At 69.0% G+C, this 20,456-nt stretch carries 18 protein-coding genes; 12 read left to right on the top strand and 6 right to left on the bottom strand.

What is annotated here, in order from left to right; translation table 11 throughout:
• Window positions 1-2 precede the first annotated feature (2 nt).
• The 5 genes from holA to AC5P9C_RS00635 all read right to left on the bottom strand — a co-directional run bounded on the left by holA (window position 3) and on the right by AC5P9C_RS00635 (window position 5,329).
• Entirely contained in the window at window positions 3-1,040 is a 1,038-nt protein-coding gene (holA, locus tag AC5P9C_RS00655; RefSeq protein WP_074724956.1) for a DNA polymerase III subunit delta, read from the bottom strand.
• Between the two features lie 12 nt (window positions 1,041-1,052).
• On the bottom strand, window positions 1,053-1,631 hold the full coding sequence (locus AC5P9C_RS00650; protein WP_074724957.1) for an LPS-assembly lipoprotein LptE: 579 nt from the start codon (window positions 1,629-1,631) through the stop codon (window positions 1,053-1,055).
• Between the two features lie 136 nt (window positions 1,632-1,767).
• On the bottom strand, window positions 1,768-4,410 hold the full coding sequence (gene leuS / locus AC5P9C_RS00645) for a leucine--tRNA ligase (RefSeq protein ID WP_414615242.1): 2,643 nt from the start codon (window positions 4,408-4,410) through the stop codon (window positions 1,768-1,770).
• 105 nt (window positions 4,411-4,515) lie between these two features.
• Window positions 4,516-5,115 (bottom strand): DUF998 domain-containing protein, encoded by a 600-nt coding sequence (locus AC5P9C_RS00640; protein ID WP_343543637.1) that lies wholly within the window; start codon window positions 5,113-5,115, stop codon window positions 4,516-4,518.
• Window positions 5,096-5,329 carry a hypothetical protein gene (locus AC5P9C_RS00635; protein ID WP_329849571.1) on the bottom strand — a complete coding sequence of 78 codons (234 nt, stop codon included), beginning with the start codon at window positions 5,327-5,329 and terminating at the stop codon, window positions 5,096-5,098. The genes AC5P9C_RS00640 and AC5P9C_RS00635 overlap by 20 nt, the downstream gene beginning before the upstream one ends.
• Window positions 5,330-5,365: 36 nt before the next feature.
• Between AC5P9C_RS00635 and trxA the strand changes: the two genes are divergently transcribed.
• The 5 genes from trxA (at window position 5,366) to AC5P9C_RS00610 (ending at window position 10,945) form a co-directional block, all read left to right on the top strand.
• Entirely contained in the window at window positions 5,366-6,223 is an 858-nt protein-coding gene (gene trxA / locus AC5P9C_RS00630) for a thioredoxin (protein WP_343543640.1), read from the top strand.
• Window positions 6,224-6,330: 107 nt separating this feature from the next.
• A complete protein-coding gene (locus AC5P9C_RS00625; RefSeq protein ID WP_414615243.1) occupies window positions 6,331-8,031 on the top strand; it encodes a FecR family protein in 1,701 nt (566 codons plus the stop codon).
• Window positions 8,028-9,653, top strand: a complete 1,626-nt coding sequence (locus AC5P9C_RS00620; RefSeq protein WP_057494622.1) for a CHASE2 domain-containing protein — start codon at window positions 8,028-8,030, stop codon at window positions 9,651-9,653. The genes AC5P9C_RS00625 and AC5P9C_RS00620 overlap by 4 nt, the downstream gene beginning before the upstream one ends.
• A gap of 75 nt (window positions 9,654-9,728) precedes the next feature.
• Entirely contained in the window at window positions 9,729-10,181 is a 453-nt protein-coding gene (locus tag AC5P9C_RS00615) for a DUF4442 domain-containing protein (RefSeq protein WP_049468590.1), read from the top strand.
• Window positions 10,182-10,228: 47 nt separating this feature from the next.
• Complete coding sequence (locus AC5P9C_RS00610) at window positions 10,229-10,945, top strand: hypothetical protein (protein WP_343542658.1); 717 nt, start codon at window positions 10,229-10,231, stop codon at window positions 10,943-10,945.
• An 8-nt stretch (window positions 10,946-10,953) separates the two neighbouring features.
• Here the strand turns inward: AC5P9C_RS00610 and AC5P9C_RS00605 are convergent, their stop codons facing one another.
• Entirely contained in the window at window positions 10,954-12,270 is a 1,317-nt protein-coding gene (locus AC5P9C_RS00605) for a hypothetical protein (RefSeq protein ID WP_343542661.1), read from the bottom strand.
• 76 nt (window positions 12,271-12,346) lie between these two features.
• Here AC5P9C_RS00605 and AC5P9C_RS00600 point away from each other — a divergent pair, with 76 nt between their 5' ends.
• The 7 genes from AC5P9C_RS00600 to metG all read left to right on the top strand — a co-directional run bounded on the left by AC5P9C_RS00600 (window position 12,347) and on the right by metG (window position 20,399).
• On the top strand, window positions 12,347-13,030 hold the full coding sequence (locus tag AC5P9C_RS00600; protein WP_049427719.1) for a DUF502 domain-containing protein: 684 nt from the start codon (window positions 12,347-12,349) through the stop codon (window positions 13,028-13,030).
• Complete coding sequence (locus AC5P9C_RS00595; RefSeq protein WP_053461001.1) at window positions 13,027-13,812, top strand: queuosine precursor transporter; 786 nt, start codon at window positions 13,027-13,029, stop codon at window positions 13,810-13,812. Before AC5P9C_RS00600 ends, AC5P9C_RS00595 begins: the two co-directional genes overlap by 4 nt.
• Window positions 13,813-13,906: 94 nt before the next feature.
• The gene (locus AC5P9C_RS00590; RefSeq protein ID WP_343542664.1) at window positions 13,907-15,847 is read left to right on the top strand and encodes a DUF885 domain-containing protein; all 1,941 of its coding nucleotides are present in this window, start codon (window positions 13,907-13,909) and stop codon (window positions 15,845-15,847) included.
• A gap of 16 nt (window positions 15,848-15,863) precedes the next feature.
• Window positions 15,864-16,934, top strand: coding sequence for a serine hydrolase domain-containing protein (locus tag AC5P9C_RS00585; protein ID WP_343540607.1), 1,071 nt, complete (start codon window positions 15,864-15,866; stop codon window positions 16,932-16,934).
• An 8-nt stretch (window positions 16,935-16,942) separates the two neighbouring features.
• Window positions 16,943-17,347, top strand: a complete 405-nt coding sequence (gene gloA2 / locus AC5P9C_RS00580) for an SMU1112c/YaeR family gloxylase I-like metalloprotein (RefSeq protein WP_343540605.1) — start codon at window positions 16,943-16,945, stop codon at window positions 17,345-17,347.
• Window positions 17,348-17,773: 426 nt separating this feature from the next.
• A complete protein-coding gene (locus AC5P9C_RS00575) occupies window positions 17,774-18,217 on the top strand; it encodes a DUF2147 domain-containing protein (protein WP_049465074.1) in 444 nt (147 codons plus the stop codon).
• A gap of 100 nt (window positions 18,218-18,317) precedes the next feature.
• Entirely contained in the window at window positions 18,318-20,399 is a 2,082-nt protein-coding gene (gene metG, locus AC5P9C_RS00570) for a methionine--tRNA ligase (RefSeq protein ID WP_343540601.1), read from the top strand.
• Window positions 20,400-20,456 lie beyond the last annotated feature (57 nt).

Below are 20,456 nucleotides of genomic sequence, written 5' to 3'. Positions count from 1 at the left end.
GCTCAGGCCCGTGCCAGCAGGCGCACGGCACGCGGCTCGGCCACCGCCACCAGCAGGCGCTCCAGCGCCAGCCAGGCATCGCCGTCGGCCCGCCCCTTGGCGATGCGATCGACCAGCCCGGCTTCGGCCACGAAGCGCTCCCAGCGCTTGCCTTCCGGGTGACGTTGCAGCGCGCGCTTGTAGGGCGCCTGCCGCGATTCCCAGATGCCACGCGATTTCATCTCGGCGGCCAGGTTGCCGCCACGCGCCTGCACGCGCGCGAGGCCGGCACCCGCCAGCAGTTCGCGGATCACGATCGGCATCAATGCAGCCACCGCCTCGCCTTCACCGCGCAGGCCGGCCAGCATGCGCAGCACGGCCGGTGGCTGGCCGGAGAACGTCGCCTCCACCAGCCGGAACACGTCGTAGCGGGCGGCGTCAGCCACCAGCGACTCCATCCGTTCCACATCCAGCGGCTGGCCGTCGGCCAGCAGCGCCAGCTTGTCGATTTCCTGGGCCGCGGCCAGCAGGTTGCCTTCCACCCGCTCGGCCAGGCGCTGCACGGCGGCGGGATCGGCACGCAGGCCCTTGCCGCGCAGGCGGCGTTCGATCCAGTCCGGCAGTTCGTGCGGCTTGATCGCCCAGGCCACCGACAGCACGCCGATGCGGCTGACCGCCTCGGCCCACTTGCCCTGATGGGCCTTGCTCCATTCATTGGCAGTGATCATCAGCACCACGTCCGGCGCCGGGTTGGCGCAGAACTGGCTGATCACCTCGGCACCGTCCTTGCCCGGCTTGCCGCTGGGCAGGCGCACCTCGACCAGGCGGCGGGCACTGAACAGGCTGGGCGCGTTGAAGCTGGCGTCGAGCTGGTTCCAGTCGAAGTCACGGCCGTCGGCGTCGAACACCTCGCGTTCGCCGATGCCCGAGGCGCGCGCGCGCGCGCGGATGGCATCGGCCGCCTCCAGCACGCGCAGGGTCTCCGGGCCTGCGATCAGGTACACCGGCGCCAAGGGGGTGTCAGCGCCCTGGCTGGCCAGCTGCTCCGGACGCAGTTCCATCGTCGCTGCCGCTCAGTGCTTGGCGTCGGCGGCCGGCACGGCCGGCACCGCACCCTCGATCGGCTTCGGCGCGGACAGGCTGCCCCCCTTGTCGAGCTCGGCGCGGACCACGCTGTCGATGCGGCGGATGATCGAGGCGGACATTTCCCGGCGCAGCTCCGTGGCCAGGATTTCGCGTTCGGTGGTGGTACCGGTAGCGTCGGTCGGCGGCGACACGTAATCGCGCGACAGCTCAATCACCTGCTGCGGCACCAGCTCGCTGCCATCCTCGCGGCGGAAGATGAAGATCACCGCGTAGCGCAGGCTGTATTCCTGTGCGCGGCCCTGCGAGTCGATGGCGATCGGCAGGTCACCCCAGCGCTCGGACAGCACCTGCAGCTGGGCACTGGGCTCCTTGCTGTCTTCGTCGGCGAGCCTGGCGCCGGAGGCCAGCAGGCTGCGGTTGAGCAGCTTGACCAGTTCGCTGTACGGAGCGGTGGATACCACCTTCACCGGGGCGGTGTCGGTCGGCAACATCAGCTTGTTGCGCAGATGGAAGCCGCAGCCGGCAAGGCCGAGGACAAGAACGAGGGCAAGCAGGATTCGGGTCATGGAGACAGTCTGGCGGAGCCGGGCGATCACGGCAACACACAGCCTGCCCGAAGCCGCGTGAATGCAGGGCCATCAACCGCCTGGCCCTGCACCGGAAAGGCACCGTCCGCCACGCGGGCGGACGGTGCGGGGTACATCAGGCGGCGACGATGTTCACGATCTTGCCCGGCACGATGATGATCTTGCGCACCGTCAGGCCTTCCATGAACTTGGCCGCGTTGGGCTCGGCCAGGGCCAGTGCCTCCACCTGCTCGCGCGCGGCGTCGGCCGCGACCTCGATGGTGCCACGCAGCTTGCCGTTGACCTGCACCGCCAGGGTCAGCGCATCGCGCACCAGCGCGCTGCTGTCGGCCTGCGGGAACGGCTGGTCTTCCAGCAGCGTCTCGCCGTGGCCCAGTACCTGCCACAGGGCGTGGCTGGCATGCGGGGTGATCGGGTTCAGCAGCAGCACGATGGCCTGCAGCGCTTCCTGGCGCACCGCGCGGCCCTGCTCGCTGCCGTCCTCGAACTTGGCCAGTGCGTTCATCAGCTCCATCACCGCAGCGATCGCGGTGTTGAAGCTGTGGCGGCGGCCGTAGTCGTCACCGACCTTGCCGATGGTTTCGTGGGTCTTGCGGCGCAGCGCCTTCTGGTTGGCGTCCAGCGCAGCAACGTCCAGCGCCGGGGCGGCGCCGTCGGCGGCATGCTTCTGCACCTGGGCCCAGAGGCGGCGCAGGAAACGCGCCATGCCGTCCACGCCGGCCTCGTTCCACTCCAGCGACTGCTCCGGCGGCGCGGCGAACATCGAGAACAGGCGCACGGTGTCGGCGCCGTACTTGCCGACCATCGCCTGCGGGTCCACGCCGTTGTTCTTCGACTTGGACATCTTCTCGGTACCGCCCACCACCACCGGCTGGCCATCGGCGATCAGGGTGGCACCGGTGATGCGGCCGCGCTCGTCGCGCTGCACTTCCACATCGGCCGGGTTGATCCAGTCCTTCGAACCGTCCGGGTTCGGGCGGTAATAGGTTTCGGCGATCACCATGCCCTGGCACAGCAGGTTGCGTGCCGGTTCGTTGCTGTCCACCATCCGCGCGTCGCGCAGCAGCTTGTGGTAGAAGCGGAAATACATCAGGTGCAGGATCGCGTGCTCGATGCCGCCGATGTACTGGTCGACCGGCAGCCAGTAGTTGCCGCGCTTGTCGACCGCATCACGGGCACCCGGCGAGGTGTAGCGGGCGTAGTACCAGCTCGACTCCATGAAGGTATCGAAGGTATCGGTCTCGCGCTCGGCGGCGCCGCCGCAGTCCGGGCAGGTGGTCTTGCGCCATTCCGGGTCGGTCTTGATCGGCGAACCGGTGCCGGAGAACGCCACGTCCTCCGGCAGCACCACCGGCAGCTGTTCTTCCGGCACCGGCACTGCGCCGCACTTGGCGCAGTAGATCACCGGAATCGGGCAGCCCCAGTAGCGCTGGCGGCTCACGCCCCAGTCGCGCAGGCGGTAGTTGACGCGGCGCTGGCCCTGGGCCTTGCGCTCGAAACGTTCGGCCAGCGCTTCGAAGGCGCCCTGGAAGTCCAGGCCGTCGAATTCGGCCGAGTTGACCAGTTCGAAGGCACGGCTCTTGTCGCTGTACCAGTCCTGCCAGCGGCTGCCGTCCCAGTTGCGCTCTTCCTCAGTGCGCGGGTCCTTCAGCGCGATGACCTGCTTGATCGGCAGGCCATACTTGTTGGCCACTTCATTGTCGCGCTGGTCATGGCCCGGCACCGCCATCACCGCGCCGGTGCCGTAGCCCATCAGCACGAAATTGGCGACCCACACCGGGACCGGCTCGCCGGTGACCGGGTGCAGCGCGCGCAGGCCGGTGTCCATGCCGCGCTTTTCCTGGGTCTCCAGCTCGGCCTCGGACACACCGCCCTGCTTCAGGTCGGCCAGCAGCGCGGCCAGTTCCGGATTGTTCTTCGCCGCGTGCAGCGCCAGCGGGTGTTCGGCGGCGATCGACACGAAGGTCACGCCCATCACCGTGTCCGGGCGGGTGGTGAACACGCGCAGCGGGTCCAGCGCGCTGCCGTCGACATCGCGCACGTCGAACTGAATTTCCAGGCCTTCGGAACGGCCGATCCAGTTGCGCTGCATGGTCTTGACCGATTCCGGCCAGCCGTCCAGCTCGTCCAGGCCATCCAGCAGCTCCTGGGCGTAGTCGGTGATGCGCAGGAACCACTGCGGGATCTCGCGCTTCTCGACCAGGGCGCCCGAGCGCCAGCCGCGGCCGTCGATGACCTGCTCGTTGGCCAGCACGGTCTGGTCGACCGGGTCCCAGTTCACCACGGCATTGCGACGATAGGCCAGGCCCTTGCGCATCAGGCGGGTGAACATGCGCTGCTCATGGACGTAATAGTCCGGACGGCAGGTGGCGAACTCGCGCGACCAGTCGATGGCATAGCCCAGCGACTTCAGCTGGCTGCGCATGTGGTCGATGTTCTTGTAGGTCCACGCCGCCGGCGCGGTCTTGTTCTTGATCGCGGCATTTTCCGCCGGCAGGCCGAACGCGTCCCAGCCCATCGGCTGCAGCACGTTGTGGCCGGTCATGCGCTTGTAGCGGCTGATCACGTCGCCAATCGTGTAATTGCGCACGTGGCCCATGTGCAGCGCACCGGACGGGTACGGAAGCATCGACAGGCAGTAGTACTTCGGCTTGTCCGAAGTCTCGTCGACCTCGAAGGCACGGGTGGCGTCCCAGTACTCCTGGGCGGCGGATTCAACCTGCTGCGGGTCGTAGGCGTTGGTTTCAGCGCTGGTCATGGAACACGCGGATGCGGCGGCAAAGCGGTACAGCGTACCGCAGTGCGGCAAACGTCTCCAATCCTGCCCGCCGGACAGCAGCGCCACCGCGCTGCCGAGGCCGTCTCAGCGCAGGCGCGACAGCGGCAGGGCCGCGGCCAGCCAGACCGCCCAGCAGGCAAACGCCAGCCGTTGGGCCAGCGGCGCCGGCAGTACGACCTGCAGGGCAAACGCCGCCAGCGCGGCCAGCACGCCGCAGCCCAGCGCCAGAACGCCCAGAGCGCGGCCATGCGCCTGGCGCAGATCGGACACGGCCAGCAGCACGCTGCCGGCGACGAAGCCCAGTACCCAGATCATCCAGGCACTGGCATGCAGCTGGCTGGCCGGCCCATGCAGGTCGTCCACGTCCAGCGGCAGCGCGCCCATCGCGGCAAACGCCAGGCCGGCCAGCAGCAGCATCTGGCTGCCGACCCGCGGCGCCCAGCCGGCCCCGGTCGGCAGGGTGCGCCGCAGGCGTTCAGCCACCCCCGCCGCCAGCAGCCCGGGCAGCACGAAGCCGACGAGATTGAAGGCCAACGCATGCGGCACCCCGCGCGCGCCCAGCAGCGCCACCGGGTGGCGTCCCTGGGCATAGCCGTCCAGGCCAGCACCAAAGCCGGCCACGGCAAGGACGAACGCGACTGCAGCAAGCAGCCCCAACCAACGATCAAGCCGGACCACAGACATCGCGCGCAAACACCCGGAACAGGAATGGACCACCGCATTGTCGCGGCAGCGGCACGAAGCGCCAAGCGGTCGTGCGTTTCAGCATCGGCAGTTGGGTGAGCCACGCGCGGTACTGCGTGCCGCGCCCCTGGGCCGTCACCGCGGGCCTGTGGGCCCGCCGCGCGGGTGCTCGGGATGTGATGGCAGGGTTGAGACCGACATCGATCGTCACCATAGAATCGGTCTCCAGAGACCAAGCGATGCCTCCCCCATGACCGAGACGACCTACGTATTCGACGCCACCACTGCGACCTTCGAGGCCGAAGTCCTGCAGAAGTCGCTGCAGACGCCAGTGCTGGTCGACTTCTGGGCCACCTGGTGCGGGCCGTGCAAGACCCTGGGCCCGATGCTGGAAAAGCTGGCCGCCGAGTACAACGGCGCCTTCGAGCTGGCCAAGGTCGACGTCGACAAGGAACAGCAGATCGCGGCGGCCTTCCAGATCCGGTCGGTGCCCACCGTGTTCCTGGTCAAGGGCGGCCAGCTGGTGGATGGATTCCCCGGCGCGATTCCGGAAGGCCAGCTGCGTGAGTTCCTGGCCCAGCATGGCGTCGTGCCGGCCGATCTCGGCGATGCCGCCCCCGAAGACGACACGCCGCTGGACCCGCAGGCGCAGGTCGACGTGCTGCGCGCGCAGATCGCCGCCGAACCGGACAAGGATGAGCTGAAGCTCGACCTCGCCCTGGCCCTGCTGCAGATCGGCGGCGTGGACGAGGCTGGCACCCTGATCGACGGCCTGCCGGCCAATCTGGCCACCGACGACCGTGCCGTGCGCGCGCGCGCCCGTCTGGCCTTCGCCGCCGCGCTGAAGGACGCCCCGCCGGCCGAGGTGCTCGACGCGCGCATCGCCGCTGATGGCAAGGATCTCCGGGCCCGCCACCTGCGCGGCGTGCAGCTGCTGCTGGGCGGCCATGACGAGGCCGCGCTGGCCCAGTTCCTGGAAATGCTGCGGATCGACCGCGGATTCGAGGACGGCCTGCCGCGCAAGGCCCTGATCGACGCCTTCAATGTGATCGCCGACGAGGACCTGGTTGGCCAGTACCGCCGCCGCATGGCGTCGCTGCTGTTCTGAACAGGAGCCCGCTCCGTTCAGAATCCCTGCACTGAACGCGGGCAATAATGCGCGCGCTGGCGGCCATGCGGCCGCCACGATCCGTTCGGGGGGATGAGGTCGGGGCCATGGGGTCTTGCAGCTGCACCCCCGCATTGCCGGGATTGCAAACTGTGACCGTCGTCCGCTCTCTGTCGTTCGCCAAGCGTTTCACGGGCGCCCTGCTGTGCGCCCTCTTCGCGCTGCCCGCCCTGGCCGGCGCCCAGGACTGGAACTACCGGGTCCGCCCCGGCGATACCCTGTGGGACCTGGGCGGGCTGTACCTGAAGCCTTCGGTACGCTGGCAGCAGCTGCAGCAGCACAACCGCATCGACAATCCCTACCAGTTGCCGCCGGGCCAGCTGCTGCGCTTCCCGATCAGCTGGCTGCGCACGGAGCCGGCGCCGGCACGGGTGCTGTCCGTGCGCGGCAAGGTCGAACTGTCCGGCGCCGATGGCAGCGCGACCCGCGCGCTCCGGGCCGGCGAGCAGCTGCACATCGGCGACACGGTGGAAACCGAAGGCGATTCCAGCATCACCCTGGAGTTCGCCGACGCCTCGCGCCTGCAGCTGCGCGAATACTCGCGGCTGCGGCTGGACCAGTTGAGCCGCTACGGCCACACCGGCATGGTCGATACCCGCCTGCGCCTGCAACAGGGGCGGGCCAGCAACCGGGTGACGCCGGCGCGCGGCCCCGCCTCGCGATACATCATCGATGCGCCCACCGCGACCAGCAGCGTGCGCGGCACGGTGTTCCGGGTCAGCGCCGGCGATGCCGGCCACGTCGGCGCCACCGAGGTGCTGCAGGGCAAGGTGCAGGTCGGCAACCTCCGTGGCCAGCGCCTGGTCCAGCCAGGCCAGGCCACCCGCAGCAGCAGTGTCGACGCGGCCCCCACCGCCGCCGTCGCCCTGCTGCCGGCACCGCAGCTGCGCACCGGCGAGCTGCGCCTGGCGCCACTGCCGACCCTGCTGGCCTGGGAGCCGGTCAGTGGCGCCACCCACTACCGGGTGGAAGTGGTGCAGGCGGCAATGCCGGAGATCCTGCTGTTCGCTGCCACCACCGCCGACACCCGGCTGGCGATCGGCGACCTGCCACCGGGCCAGCTGCGCATCCTGCTGCGCGCGGTCGATGCGCAGGGCGTCGAAGGCCTGGACGCCAGCGCCGATTTCGAGCTCAGCGACCAGCCACCGCCGCCGCTGACCGTGTCGCCGCTGCATGGGCAGACGATCAACAGCGACCGCCCGCGTTTCCGCTGGAGCCAGGCCCCCGGGGCGCGCAGCAGCGTGCTGCAGATCGCCGCCGACGCCAGCTTCATGCAGCCCCTGCAGGAACAGACCAGCACCGGCACCGACCTGCGCCTGGCACAGCCGCTGCCACCGGGCCAGTACTACTGGCGGGTGGCCTCGCGCGATGCCAACGGCCACCAGGGTCGCTACGGCCAGGCGCTGCCACTGCACCTGAGCGATGAGCCGGTGGACCCCGCACTGCAACCGCCCGAAGCCGCGCATGGCGAACTGACCCTGCGCTGGCAACCGGGCAGCACAGGCCAGCGCTATCGGGTGCAGGTGGCGCGCGGCGCGGACTTCAAGGCGCCGCTGGTCGACGAAACGGTGTCCGAGCCACAGGTCAGCTTCAGGCGCCCGTGGAGCGGCACCCTGCACGTGCGCGTGCAGTACATCGACGATGACGGTCACGCGGGCGCGTTTTCCCCTGCCCAGCAGATCCCGCTGCCCTGCCGCCTCTGCTACGGTGCCGGCGGCGGTGCCCTGCTGCTCTGGTTGTTGTTGTGAGGCGTTCGCCGCTGCCGTGGTCGAAGCGGATCCTGCTGGCCCTGCTGGCCGGCGTGCTGACCCTCGTGGCCAGCCAGGGACAGTGGCTGTGGCGGCAGGACGAAGCCGCCTATGACACGCTGGTCGGCACCTGGGATTACCGCCCCGACCCCAGCGTGCTGATCGTGGCCATCGACGAAGGCAGCCTGCAGCGCATCGGCCAATGGCCCTGGCCGCGCTCGGTGCACGCGCGCCTGCTGGACCGGCTGACCGATGCCGGTGCCGAACGCGTCGCGCTGGACCTGATGCTGTCCGAACCGGACCGGCGCGACAGCCGCCAGGACGATGCGCTGGCGGCCGCGATCCGACGCAACGGCCGGGTGGTGCTGCCGGTGCTGGCCGCACCTGCGGCCGGCGACCGCATGGCCGAGGAGATGCTGCCGATTCCCCAGATCGCCGCCAGTGCCGCCGCCATCGGCCATACCGATGTCGAGGTGGATGGCGACGGCGTCGCCCGCGGCGTCTATCTGCGCGCCGGCATCGGACGGCCGCACTGGCCGGCGCTGGGCCTGGCACTGGCCGATCTGCCTGCAGGCGCGGTACGTGGCCTGCCCGATCCCGACCCGGACGTGGGCTCGCCCTACCAGTGGCGCCGCGACGATTACGTGCGCGTGCGCTACGCCGGCCCGCCCGAGCGGCTGCCACAGGTGTCCTATGCGGACGTGCTCGATGGGCACGTGGACGCCGCGATGCTGCATGGCCGCCGCATCGTGGTCGGCATGACGGCCAGCGGCATCGCGCCTCGCCTGCTGACCCCGACCACCCGCGAGTTCTGGATGAGCGGCAGCGAATACCAGGCCAACATCGCCTCGATGCTGCTGCAGCACAAGCAGATCGACGTGCTGCCGCACGCCTGGCAGCACGCCATCAGCGGCGTGCTGGTGGCGCTGTGTGTGATGCTGCTCGGCCTGCGCCTGCCGTGGCTGGTCGCGCTGTGTTCGCTGCCGATGCCGCCCCTGCTGAGCTGGCTGCTGCTGCGCACCAGTGACCTGTGGTGGGCACCGGCCAGCGCGATGCTGGGCGTGGCGCTGGCACTGCTGGTCTGGGCGGTGTGGCGGATCTCGGCCTGGCACCGCCAGGCCAACCGCGATGCCCTCACCGGGCTGGGCAACCGCCTGCGCTTCGAGCAGTCGCTGCAGCAGGAATGCGATGCGGCGCGGCGCACTGGCAAGCCTCTGAGCCTGGCCCTGATCGACGTCGATCACTTCAAGCGTCACAACGACCGCCACGGCCACCAGGTGGGCGACCGCGTGCTGCGCGATGTCGCCCGCCTGATCGGCGCGCATGCGCGCCGCCCGCGCGACATGGCGGCGCGCTACGGGGGCGACGAGTTCGCGCTGGTGTTGCCGGATACCCCGGCCGAAGGCGCGCGCCAGGTGGTCGAGGACCTGATTGCCTGCGTGCGTGCCCTGCCGGCGCCAGGCGATGACGGCAACGACGCCGTGACGCTCACCATCGGCGTGTTCACCCGTATCCCCGACGGCGAACTGCAACCACACCATTTCGTCGAAGGCGCCGACACCGCCCTGTACCAGGCCAAGGCCAACGGCCGCGACGGATACACGATCGACGGCGGGGCATGACATCCCGGCCCCGGGTGCAACATACGCCTGCGAATGGTTAGACTGGGCGCCCCCGCCCTGTGCTCCCGGATCTGCATGAACGCCCGCCTGTTCCGCGTCGGCATCAACCTCTGGCCACCGTTCCTGTTCACCGGCATCCACGTCACCCGGATCACGCCCGACTACCGGCAGATCGACGTGGAACTCCGGCTGCGGCCCTGGAACCGCAATTACGTGGGGACGCATTTCGGCGGCAGCCTGTTTGCGATGACCGATCCGTTCTGGATGCTGGGCCTGCTGCACATCCTCGGCCGTGACTACTACGTGTGGGACCGGGCCGGTGCGATCGATTTCCTCAAGCCGGGCCGGGGCACGGTGCGCACCTCGTTCCGCATCGACGACGCACTGCTGGCGGAACTGCGTGCCGAAGCCGCTGGCGGCGAGAAGGTGCTGCGCTGGTTCAGCAATGACGTGGTGGATGAATCCGGTGAAGTGGTCGCCCAGGTACGCAAGCAGGTCTACCTGCGGTTGAAGCCACACGTACGCTGATCCAGAGCGCCGGCGCTATCCTCTGCCTCCCTGCCATGGAGGCTCCGATGCGCCCGTATGCGCTTGCCACACTGCTGATCCCCCTGCCCTTCACCGCCCACGCACTTGACCTGCCACCGGTGCAGTATCCGACGCTGCCGGCCCAGGCGGCCCATGCCGCTGGGTTCGTCCCCCAGGGCTGGACACTTGAATCGAGTGTCGAAGGCGATCTCGACCAGGATGGCCGCGCGGACCTGGTACTGGTGCTGCGCCAGCAGGAGCCGCGCAACATCATCGAGCACGATGGCTTCGGCCCCTCGCCGTACGACAGCAACCCGCGCATCCTCGCCGTGGCGTGGTCGCGCCCGTCCGGCTACGTGCTGGCGGTGCAGGACCACCGGCTGATACCGCGTCCCGACAATCCGGTGATGAGCGACCCGCTCGAAGACGGCGGCGTCAGCATCCAGCGCGGCACCCTGAAGGTCGCACTGTTTTCATTCGCCAGCGCGGGAAGCTGGTCAATGGGCACGACCGTTTTTACCTTCCGCTGGCAGGACGATGCCTTTGCGCTGATCGGCTACGACCAGAACTCGGTGATGCGCAATTCCGGGCAGACCGAATCGGTGAGCGTGAACTTCTCCACCCGCAGGGTAAAACGGAGCGAAGGCAGCATCGGGGACGACAAGGAGAGCGTGCGCTGGGAGCCGCTGCACAGCCGCCGCCGCTGGACGCTGCAGACCGTCGGTGATGGCTGGGCGTTCGATCCGCTGGCGGGCAGCGACTGAGCCACGGGTCAGTCGCGCACAGCAGCGCCCGGGGCGTTCTCCATCACCAGCGGCACCGACAGCCACGGGCTCTCGTCGCTGCTGCGCGCCGGTGAACGCCGCGGCACCTGCAGTCGGCGGCCATCGGCCGACAGCTGCGGTGCCCGCACCGGTGAGCGGAACCGGTCCGGCAGGTGCTGCAACGCATCCACCGGGTCTTCGGCCTGCTGCCGCAACCAGCGCTGCGCGCCGATCAGCCGCACCATCGCCGCCGCATCCTGGGGCCGCGACGCGTACGCGGGATAGACCGGGCCGGCGATATCGGTCAGCACGCACCCCATGAGATTCGACAGGCAGCCGAAGTCGTGCTGCGGCGGCGCAGGCACCGGCAGTGGGCGGTCCGCTTCCAGCGCGGCCGTGGCCGCGGCTCCACAGGCCCAGCCCATGTTGCCGGCGGCGCGCGCCAGGGTGCTGTTGCGATCGAGTACCAGCACACCGCCGAATGCCTGCGCCGAGGTTTCGATCGCCGCCCGGGTCATCGCGTACTCGCCCTGCATCGCCCGGCACAGGCTCTGTTCGGGGGCCAGCATCGGCCGCATCGCCTGCTCGCATTCGGCCGGCAGCGGGTGGTCGGCCGGCAGTTCGACCAGCATGTCGGCCAGCAGCTGGGCATTGGCCTGCACCAGGCTGGCGCCGACGATGCTGTCCACCAGGTAGCTGCCGCCGGTCAGCAGCCGGCGCCCCAGCTGCAGGCCGCGGCAACTGCCGCGCAGGGCGCCGTCGGTATCACCCTGCACGAACGCCAGCGCGCGTGCGCTGGTGGCATCGATCATCAGGCCATAGGTCGGCAACGGCACCAGGATGGCCTCGCCCCGGGGCTGGAACGGCGATGCGAAGTGGTCCGCATCGGCCAGCTGGTCCAGGCGCGCATGCAACTGCTGGTGGCCCGCGTGGGCATCGATGAAGCGTTGCGGATCGGCGCGCACCTGACGCAGGCAGTCGCTGGCGGTCGGTCCGCAGCTGGCCGCCGGCCGCGATTGCAGCGCGTGGTGATCCTCTGCCAGCTGCGGACGGGCGACGTTTTCGCCGCGCTCATCCGCCTCCCAGCGTCGCACATCCCCCGCCAGCGCCTGTTCGCGCTGGCGCGTGTCGAGATCATCGAACGCGAGCGTCCACAGCAGCGCGAAGCCGTTGTGGCCCGGGGTTGGCAGGCGCGCCTGCAGGCGCTGCTGGGCCTGCAGCCGCGATTCCGGCACCGGCCACATGCGCGAGGCGCCCCACACCACGATGGCCAGCACCAGCAGGCCGGCCACGGTCCAGCCCAGTCCGCGCAGAATCTTCAACACAGCTTCCCTTCCATGTGTCGTTGCCGCAGTCGATTCCCCAGCGTAATCGACCGGCCGTGGCCGCTACAATGCGCGCATGTCGCTCGAAGCCCCCGCCCTGGTCCCCCGCCCTTCCCTGCAGCGCCTGTTCCTGACCGGCCTGCTGACCCTGCTGCCGATCTGGCTGACCTGGGTCGTGGTCAAGTTCGTGTTCGTGCTGCTGTCGGGCATTTCCAGTCCGCTGGTGGTGCCGCTTTCCGAGCAGATCGCGACGAGCTTCCCGCATTACCTGGGCTGGGTGCGTGCCGAGTGGATCCAGGACACCATCGCCCTGCTGGCCACCCTGCTGGTGATCCTGGCGGTGGGCGTGGCCAGCCGCCGCGTGCTCGGCCAGCGCCTGCTGCGCTGGGTCGGTGCGGTCATCAAGCGCATTCCGCTGGCCAGCATCATCTACGACAGCGCCAAGAAGCTGCTGGACATGCTGCAGACCGAGCCGGGCAGTACCCAGCGCGTGGTGCTGATCGACTTCCCGCACCGCGACATGAAGTCGGTCGGGCTGGTCACCCGCGTGATCAAGGAACACGGCACCGACCGTGAGCTGGCCGCGGTATACGTGCCAACCACGCCGAACCCGACCTCGGGCTACCTGGAAATCGTGCCGGTCGAGCTGCTGACGCCAACCGACTGGACCGTCGACCAGGCCATGAGCTTCATCATTTCCGGCGGCGCGGTCGCGCCGTCCAGCGTACCGTTCACCCGCGCCGGCGAACGCGCCGAATGACCACCGCGCCGATCGAGCGCCCGCTGCAGGACCGTGCGGTGCTGCTGTTCATCGTGCTGGCCGCGTTCTTCTGCGGCAATGCGGTGCTGGCCGAGCTGATCGGGGTGAAGATCTTCGCGCTGGAAGACACGCTCGGCATCGCCCCGCTGAACTGGAACCTGTTCGGCCAGACCGGCTCGCTCAGCTTCACCGCCGGCACCCTGCTGTGGCCGGTGGTGTTCATCATGACCGACACCATCAACGAGTTTTTCGGCAAGCGCGGCGTGCGCTTCATCTCGTGGCTGGCCGTGGTCCTGATCGCCTACGGCTTCCTGTTCGCCTTCGCAGCGATCTCGCTGGCGCCGGCCAGCTGGTGGGTCACCTCGATGGACGGCCACGGCGTGCCGGATTACCAGGCCGCATTCGCGGCGGTGTTCGGCCAGGGCATGTGGACCATCGCCGGTTCACTGGTGGCCTTCCTGCTCGGCCAGCTGATCGACGTGGCGGTGTTCCATCGCATCCGCCAGGCCACGGGCGAGCGCCACGTATGGCTGCGTGCGACCGGATCGACCGCGATCTCGCAGGTGGTGGACAGTTTCGTGGTGATCTGGATCGCCTTCGTGCTCGGCCCGCAGCACTGGCCAACCTCGCTGTTCCTGGCCGTCAGCAGCGTCAACTACATCTACAAGATGGGTTTTGCGATCGCGCTGATTCCGCTGCTGTACCTGATGCGGCGGGCGATCACCCGCTATCTGGGCGCCGACCGGGCCGCCGCGCTGCGCGCCGCGGCCGCGGCTGACTGAAGCCCCAGCGGCGAAAAGCTGACTGCGCCTTCACGCTGGCCGTACGCGGCCGGATCGTGCAAGCTCCACGGTCTGTGTTCCACGGAAGCTCCTGATGCCGCATCCCACCCGCGTCCTGGCCGCCGCCATCGCCGCGTTGTTCCTGTTCAGTGCCGTGCCGTCGGCCGAGGCAGCGAAGAAGAAGGCCAGCCGCCCTGCCGCCGCGCAGACCCGCCAGGCCGCCAAGCCCAAGGCCAAGCCCGCGCGCGCCACCGCGCCGGCCCGCGGCAGTTCGGCGCGCCGCGCCGCGCCGCGTCCGGTTGCACCGGCCCGCGCCGTGCCCAAGCAGGTGCAGCTGGAGCGCCTGTACGATGAATACTGGGATGCCTCGATGCGGTTGAACCCGCTGCAGGCCACGTTCCAGGGGGAATCGCGCTACAACGACCAGCTGCCCAACATCCTGTCCGCCGCCTGGCGCCAGCAGTCGCACGACTTCACCACGCAGTGGCTGGGCAAGGTCGAAAAACTCGGCAGTGACGGCCTGCAGGGCCAGGACCTGCTCAGCTACGAGATCTTCGTGCGCGACGCGCGCGCCTCGCTGGCCGCCGAACGCTACCCGAGCTGGATGATGCCGATCAGCCAGTACTACAACATCGGCAGCATCATGGCGATCCTCGGTTCCGGTGCCGGCGCGCAGCCGTTCAACACCGTGCAGGACTACGACACGTGGTCGCGCCGATCGCTCGGCATTCCCGAGTTGTTCGACCAGGCCATCGACAACATGCGCCAGGGCATGAAGGCCGGCGTGGTGCAGCCGCGCGACCTGATGGAAAAGGTGCTGCCGCAGCTGGATGCGGTGATCAAGCCGACCGCCGAAGAGAGCATCTTCTGGTCGCCGATCCGTACCATGCCGAACACCATCACGGCCGAGGACAAGGCGCGCATCAGCGCCGAGTACAAGCGCATGATCGAGCTGCGCATCATGCCGGCCTACCGCGCCCTGCGCGGCTTCATCGCCACCGAATACCTTCCCGCCACGCGCGCCAGCAGCGGGCTGGGTGCACTGCCCGATGGCCAGGCCTGGTATGCCAACCTGATCGTGCAGACCACGGCCAGCGAACAGACCGCCACGCAGCTGCACGCGCTGGGCGAACAACGCGTGCAGGAACTGCAGGCGCAGATCGCCACGGTGATGAAGGACGCCAGGCTGCGCGGCACACCGACCAAGCTGCTGCGCAGCATGCGCAACGACCGCCAGTTCCAGTACGGCGATGCCAACGCGCTGATCAACCGCTACCGCCAGGTGCAGCAGCAGGTCAACGCACGCCTGCCACAGGTGCTCGATACGCTGCCCAGGTCGACGCTGGACGTGCGCGCGGTGGAACCGGAGCGTGCGCTGACCGCCGCCGCGGCGGCCTATCAGCCGTCTGCGGCCGGGCAACCGGGCGTGCTGTACGTGAACACCCGCGACCTGCCCAGCCGCAAGCGCTGGAACGTGCCGGTGCAGTACCTGCACGAAGCCATTCCCGGCCACCACGTGCAACTGGGCCTGCAGCAGGAGCTGGCCAAGCTGCCGCGCTTCCGCCGCCTCGGTGGCGATCTCGCCTTCGTCGAAGGCTGGGGCCTGTACGCCGAAACGCTGGGCGAAGACCTGGGCATCTACACCGATCCCTACGACCGCATCGGCTACCTGTACTCGCGCCTGCTGCGTGCCGCCCGCGTGGTGGCCGATACCGGCGTGCACGCACAGGGCTGGAGCAAGCAGCAGGCCGTCAGCTACCTGCAGAAGACCGTGGACATGAGCAGTGACGACGCCAACGCCGAGGTGGAGCGGATCATGGCCCAGCCCGGCCAGGCGCTGTCCAACGTCGCCGGCCTGACCACCATCGTCGCCCTGCGCGACAAGGCCAGGGCACGGCAGGGTGCAGCCTTTGACCTGCGCCGCTTCCACGCCGAACTGCTGAAGGACGGCTCGATGCCGCTGGACGTGCTGGACCGCAAGATGGAACGCTGGATGGCACAGCCGGCCACCGCCACGCCCGCCCCTTCACCCTGACCGCTGCGGAGCCACCATGCGCCCTGCCGTCGCCCTGTTCGCCGCCGTGCTGGGACTGCTGCCTCTGGCCGGTACCGCCGCGCCGGTGCTGACCCCACCGGACGCCGGCGTCGACGGCCTGATGCAGGCCTACGATGGCCAGGTGCCCGGCGCCGCAGTCCTGGTGCTGCACGACGGGCAACCGGTGTTCCGCCGTGGCTACGGCCTGGCGGTGGTGGAGGACGGCACCGCCGTCACCCCCGCAAGCAACTTCCGGCTGGCCTCGGTCAGCAAGCAGTTCACCGCTGCGGCGGTGCTGCTGCTGGTGGAAGACGGTCGGCTCGGGCTGGACCAGCCGGCCCGGCGCTGGCTGCCCGAACTGCCGCCGGCTGCCGCCGCCATCACGATCCGCCAGCTGCTCTCGCACACCAGCGGCCTGCTCGACTACGAAGACCTGATGGATCCGGCTGACCCTCGGCAGGTGCATGACGCCGATGTACTGGCCCTGCTGTCGCACCAGGACCGCCTGAATTTCGCGCCCGGCACGCAGTACCACTACAGCAACAGCGGCTATGCGCTGCTGGCACTGATCGTCGGCCGCGCCTCCGACCAGGATTTCGCCGCCTTCCTGCAGCAGCGCATCTTCCGCCCACTGGGCATGGCCCACACCGTGGCCCACCAGGACGGCATCGACACCGTTGCCGCGCGGGCCTACGGCTACAGCTGGCTCGAGGGCCGCTGGCAGCGCACCGACCAGAGCACCACCAGTGCCGTGCTCGGTGATGGCGGCATCTATTCCTCGCTGGACGACCTGGCCCGCTGGGACGCGGCGCTGTACGACGACCGCCTGCTGTCGAAGGCCTCGCGCCGCGCGATGTTCAGCCCGGCCACGTCGACGCCCGAACCGGATGTGCCGCACTACGGCTTCGGCTGGCGCCTGAATGGCCCGGTGCAATGGCACAGCGGCGAGAGCATTGGCTTCCGCAACGTGATCGTGCGCCATCCGGAAAAGCACCTGACCGTGATCGTGCTGACCAACCGCAATTCCCCCGAGCCCTACCCGCTGGCGCAGAAGATCGCCCAGCGCTGGCTGGACGTGCTGCAATGACCGCTGCAATGGACATCGAATCCGACGCCCTGCTGGGCATCCACCACGCCGCACTGATCTGCAGCGACTACGCGCGCTCGAAGGACTTCTACGTGCGCATCCTCGGCCTGCGCGTGCTGGCCGAGAACCATCGCGCCGCGCGCGATTCCTGGAAGCTGGACCTGGCCCTGCCCGACGGCGGCCAGCTGGAGCTGTTCTCCTTCCCCTCGCCGCCGCCCCGTCCCAGCCGCCCCGAAGCGCAGGGGCTACGCCACCTTGCGTTCCGGGTCGCCACGCTGGAGCCGTTCATCCAGCGCCTGTCAGCGCATGGCGTGGCGTGCGAACCGATCCGCGTGGACGAATTCACCGGCCGCCGCTTCACCTTCTTCGCCGACCCCGACGGCCTGCCGCTGGAGCTGTACGAAGTGGGTTGACGTTCCTGGGGGTCAGATCCCTTTTCCGACGGAAAAGGGATCTGACCCCATCGCCGCCACCGGAAACGTCATCCATGCGTGGCATGGATCTGTGTCGACCAAGGTCGACATCTACCCACAGCCGCAGAAATCTGTCAGAGGTGGGGCGGTGTGGGTGGGCAGGACCGTTGGCGCCATGGATGGCGCCATCGAGCCCCCAGGGATGGGTTTACGGCGTGTCCTGCCCACCCACACCGCCCCGCCATCCCACGGAATCCCGCCGCTGCCGTTGCGGTTGCCGTTGCCGTTGAGGTTGCCGGCCAGCGGCCGGCACTACCGCAGGTGCAGGGCGCAGCCCTGCAAAGACTCCCTTCCCCATACCCCGCCGAATGGGTATACAGTCGACCCGTACCGGCACCGTGCCGGAATGAACCCTGGGAGGGAACCATGCGCAACACCTTCAAGACCCTGCTGCTGGCACTGCCGCTGTGCCTGGCCGCCCTGTCGGCGCAGGCCGCCGACGGCGCCGCCGGCCGCTGGAAGACCATCGACGACAAGACCGGCAAGGTGAAGTCGATCGTCGAGATCACCCAGGCCGCCAACGGCACGCTGAGCGGCAAGGTGGTCGACATCCTGCACTCGGACAAGGGCCCGAACCCGGTCTGTGACGGCTGTGAAGGCGCCAACAAGAACAAGCCGGTGAAGGGCATGACCATTCTCTGGAACCTGAAGCCCGATGGTGCCAACAAATGGTCCGGCGGCACCATCCTCGACCCGGCCAACGGCAAGACCTACAAGTCGAAGATGGAACTGCAGCCTGGCGGCACCCGGCTGGACGTGTCCGGCTGCATCGCCTTCATCTGCCGCGCGCAGACCTGGCAGCGCGAGTAAGCACCCGCCCGCGCTTCATTCCCGTGACCCGGCCCCGGCCGGGTCACGCCGTTGCGGGCGTGCGATAATCTGCGGTTCCCCTTGGATCCACCCCGCGACCATGACCCGTACCGCGCTCGTCACCACCGCCCTGCCCTACGCCAACGGCCCGCTGCATCTGGGCCACCTGGTCGGCTACATCCAGGCCGACATCTGGGTGCGTGCGCGGCGAATGAGCGGCGGCAAGACCTGGTTCGTCTGCGCCGACGACACCCACGGCACGCCGATCATGCTGGCCGCGGAAAAGGCCGGGGTCACCCCGGAAACCTTCATCGCCAACATCCAGGCCAGCCACGAACGTGACTTCGCTGCCTTCGGCGTGGCCTTCGACCACTACGACTCGACCAACTCGGCGGCCAACAAGGCGCTGACCGAGCAGTTCTACCTGAAGCTGGAAGCGGCCGGCCACATCAGCCGCCGGTCGGTGGCGCAGTTCTACGACCCGGCCAAGGGCATGTTCCTGCCTGACCGCTACGTCAAGGGCATCTGCCCGAACTGCGGCAGCCCCGACCAGTACGGTGACAACTGCGAAGTGTGCGGCGCGACCTATGCGCCGACCGACCTGAAGGAGCCGCGTTCGGTCATTTCCGGCGCCACGCCGGAAATGCGCGATTCGGAACACTTCTTCTTCGAGGTGGGCCACTTCGATGCGTTCCTGCGCGAATGGCTGGCCGGCGATGTCGCCCTGCCGGGGGTGAAGGCCAAGCTGGGCGAGTGGCTCAACGCCGAAGGTGGCCTGCGCGCATGGGACATCTCGCGCGATGCGCCGTACTTCGGTTTCCAGATCCCCGGCCAGCCGGGCAAGTACTTCTACGTCTGGCTGGATGCGCCGATCGGCTACCTGTCCAGCTTCCAGACCCTGTGCGGCAAGCTCGGCGAGGACTTCGACGCGCACCTGCGCGCCGGCACCGCCACCGAGCTGCACCACTTCATCGGCAAGGACATCGTCAATTTCCACGGCCTGTTCTGGCCGGCGGTGCTGCACGGGACCGGCCATCGCGCGCCGACGCGCCTGCACGTGAACGGCTACCTGACCGTGGACGGCGCCAAGATGAGCAAGTCGCGCGGCACCTTCGTGATGGCCCGCACTTTCCTCGACGCCGGCCTGGAACCGGAGGCGCTGCGCTACTACTACGCCGCCAAGTCCGGCGGTGGCGTCGACGATCTTGACCTGAACCTGGGTGACTTCATTGCCCGCGTCAACGCCGACCTGGTCGGCAAGTTCGTCAACCTGGCCAGCCGCTGCGCCGGCTTCATCAGCAAGCGCTTCGACGGCCAGCTGGCCGCGCAGCTGCCCGACGCGGCGCAGTACCAGCGCTTCGTCGACGGCCTGGCGCCGATCCGTGAAGCCTACGAGCGCAACGACCCGGCCGCGGCGATCCGCCTGACCATGACCCTGGCCGACGAAGCCAACCGCTACATCGACGACGTCAAGCCGTGGGTCATCGCCAAGCAGGAAGGCGCCGACGCGCAGCTGCAGGCCGTGTGCAGCCAGGGCCTGAACCTGTTCCGCGTGCTGGTCACCGCATTGAAGCCGGTGCTGCCGGCCACCGCCGCGCAGGCCGAGGCCTTCCTGGCCGCGCCGGTCAATGACTGGACCGAACTGGCACAGCCGCTGCTGGGCCACCGCATCACCGACTACACCCCGCTGTTCACCCGTATCGACCCGAAGAAGATTGACGCCATGATCGACGCCTCCAAGGACACCCTGCAGCCGGCCGCCGCGGCCGCTCCCGCCGCCAGGACCGAAGCGGTCAAGCCGGCCGCACCGGTACCTGCCAAGGACGAAGCCAAGGGCGCCGACGCCCCGGCCTACATCGGCATCGATGATTTCGCCAAGCTCGACCTGCGCATCGGCAAGGTGCTGGTGTGCGAGTTCGTGGACGGTTCGGACAAGCTGCTGCGCTTCGAACTGGACGCCGGTGAACTGGGCAAGCGCCAGATCTTCTCCGGCATCCGTGGCAGCTACGGCGAGCCGGAAAAGCTGGTCGGCCGCAGCGTGGTGTTCATCGCCAACCTGGCCCCGCGCAAGATGCGCTTCGGCCTGAGCGAAGGCATGATCCTGTCGGCCGGTTTCGACGGTGGCGCGCTGGCGCTGCTGGACGCCGACAGCGGCGCGCAGCCGGGCATGCCGGTGCGTTGATGCCTGCAGCGGGCGTGGCCAGGGCCGCGCCCGCCGGTGCCCATGGCCAGCGGAGGC

The sequence above is a fragment of the Stenotrophomonas sp. YJH_SMC_10 genome, from assembly GCF_059371555.1.
This window is presented reverse-complemented; position numbering and strand designations above follow the sequence as displayed.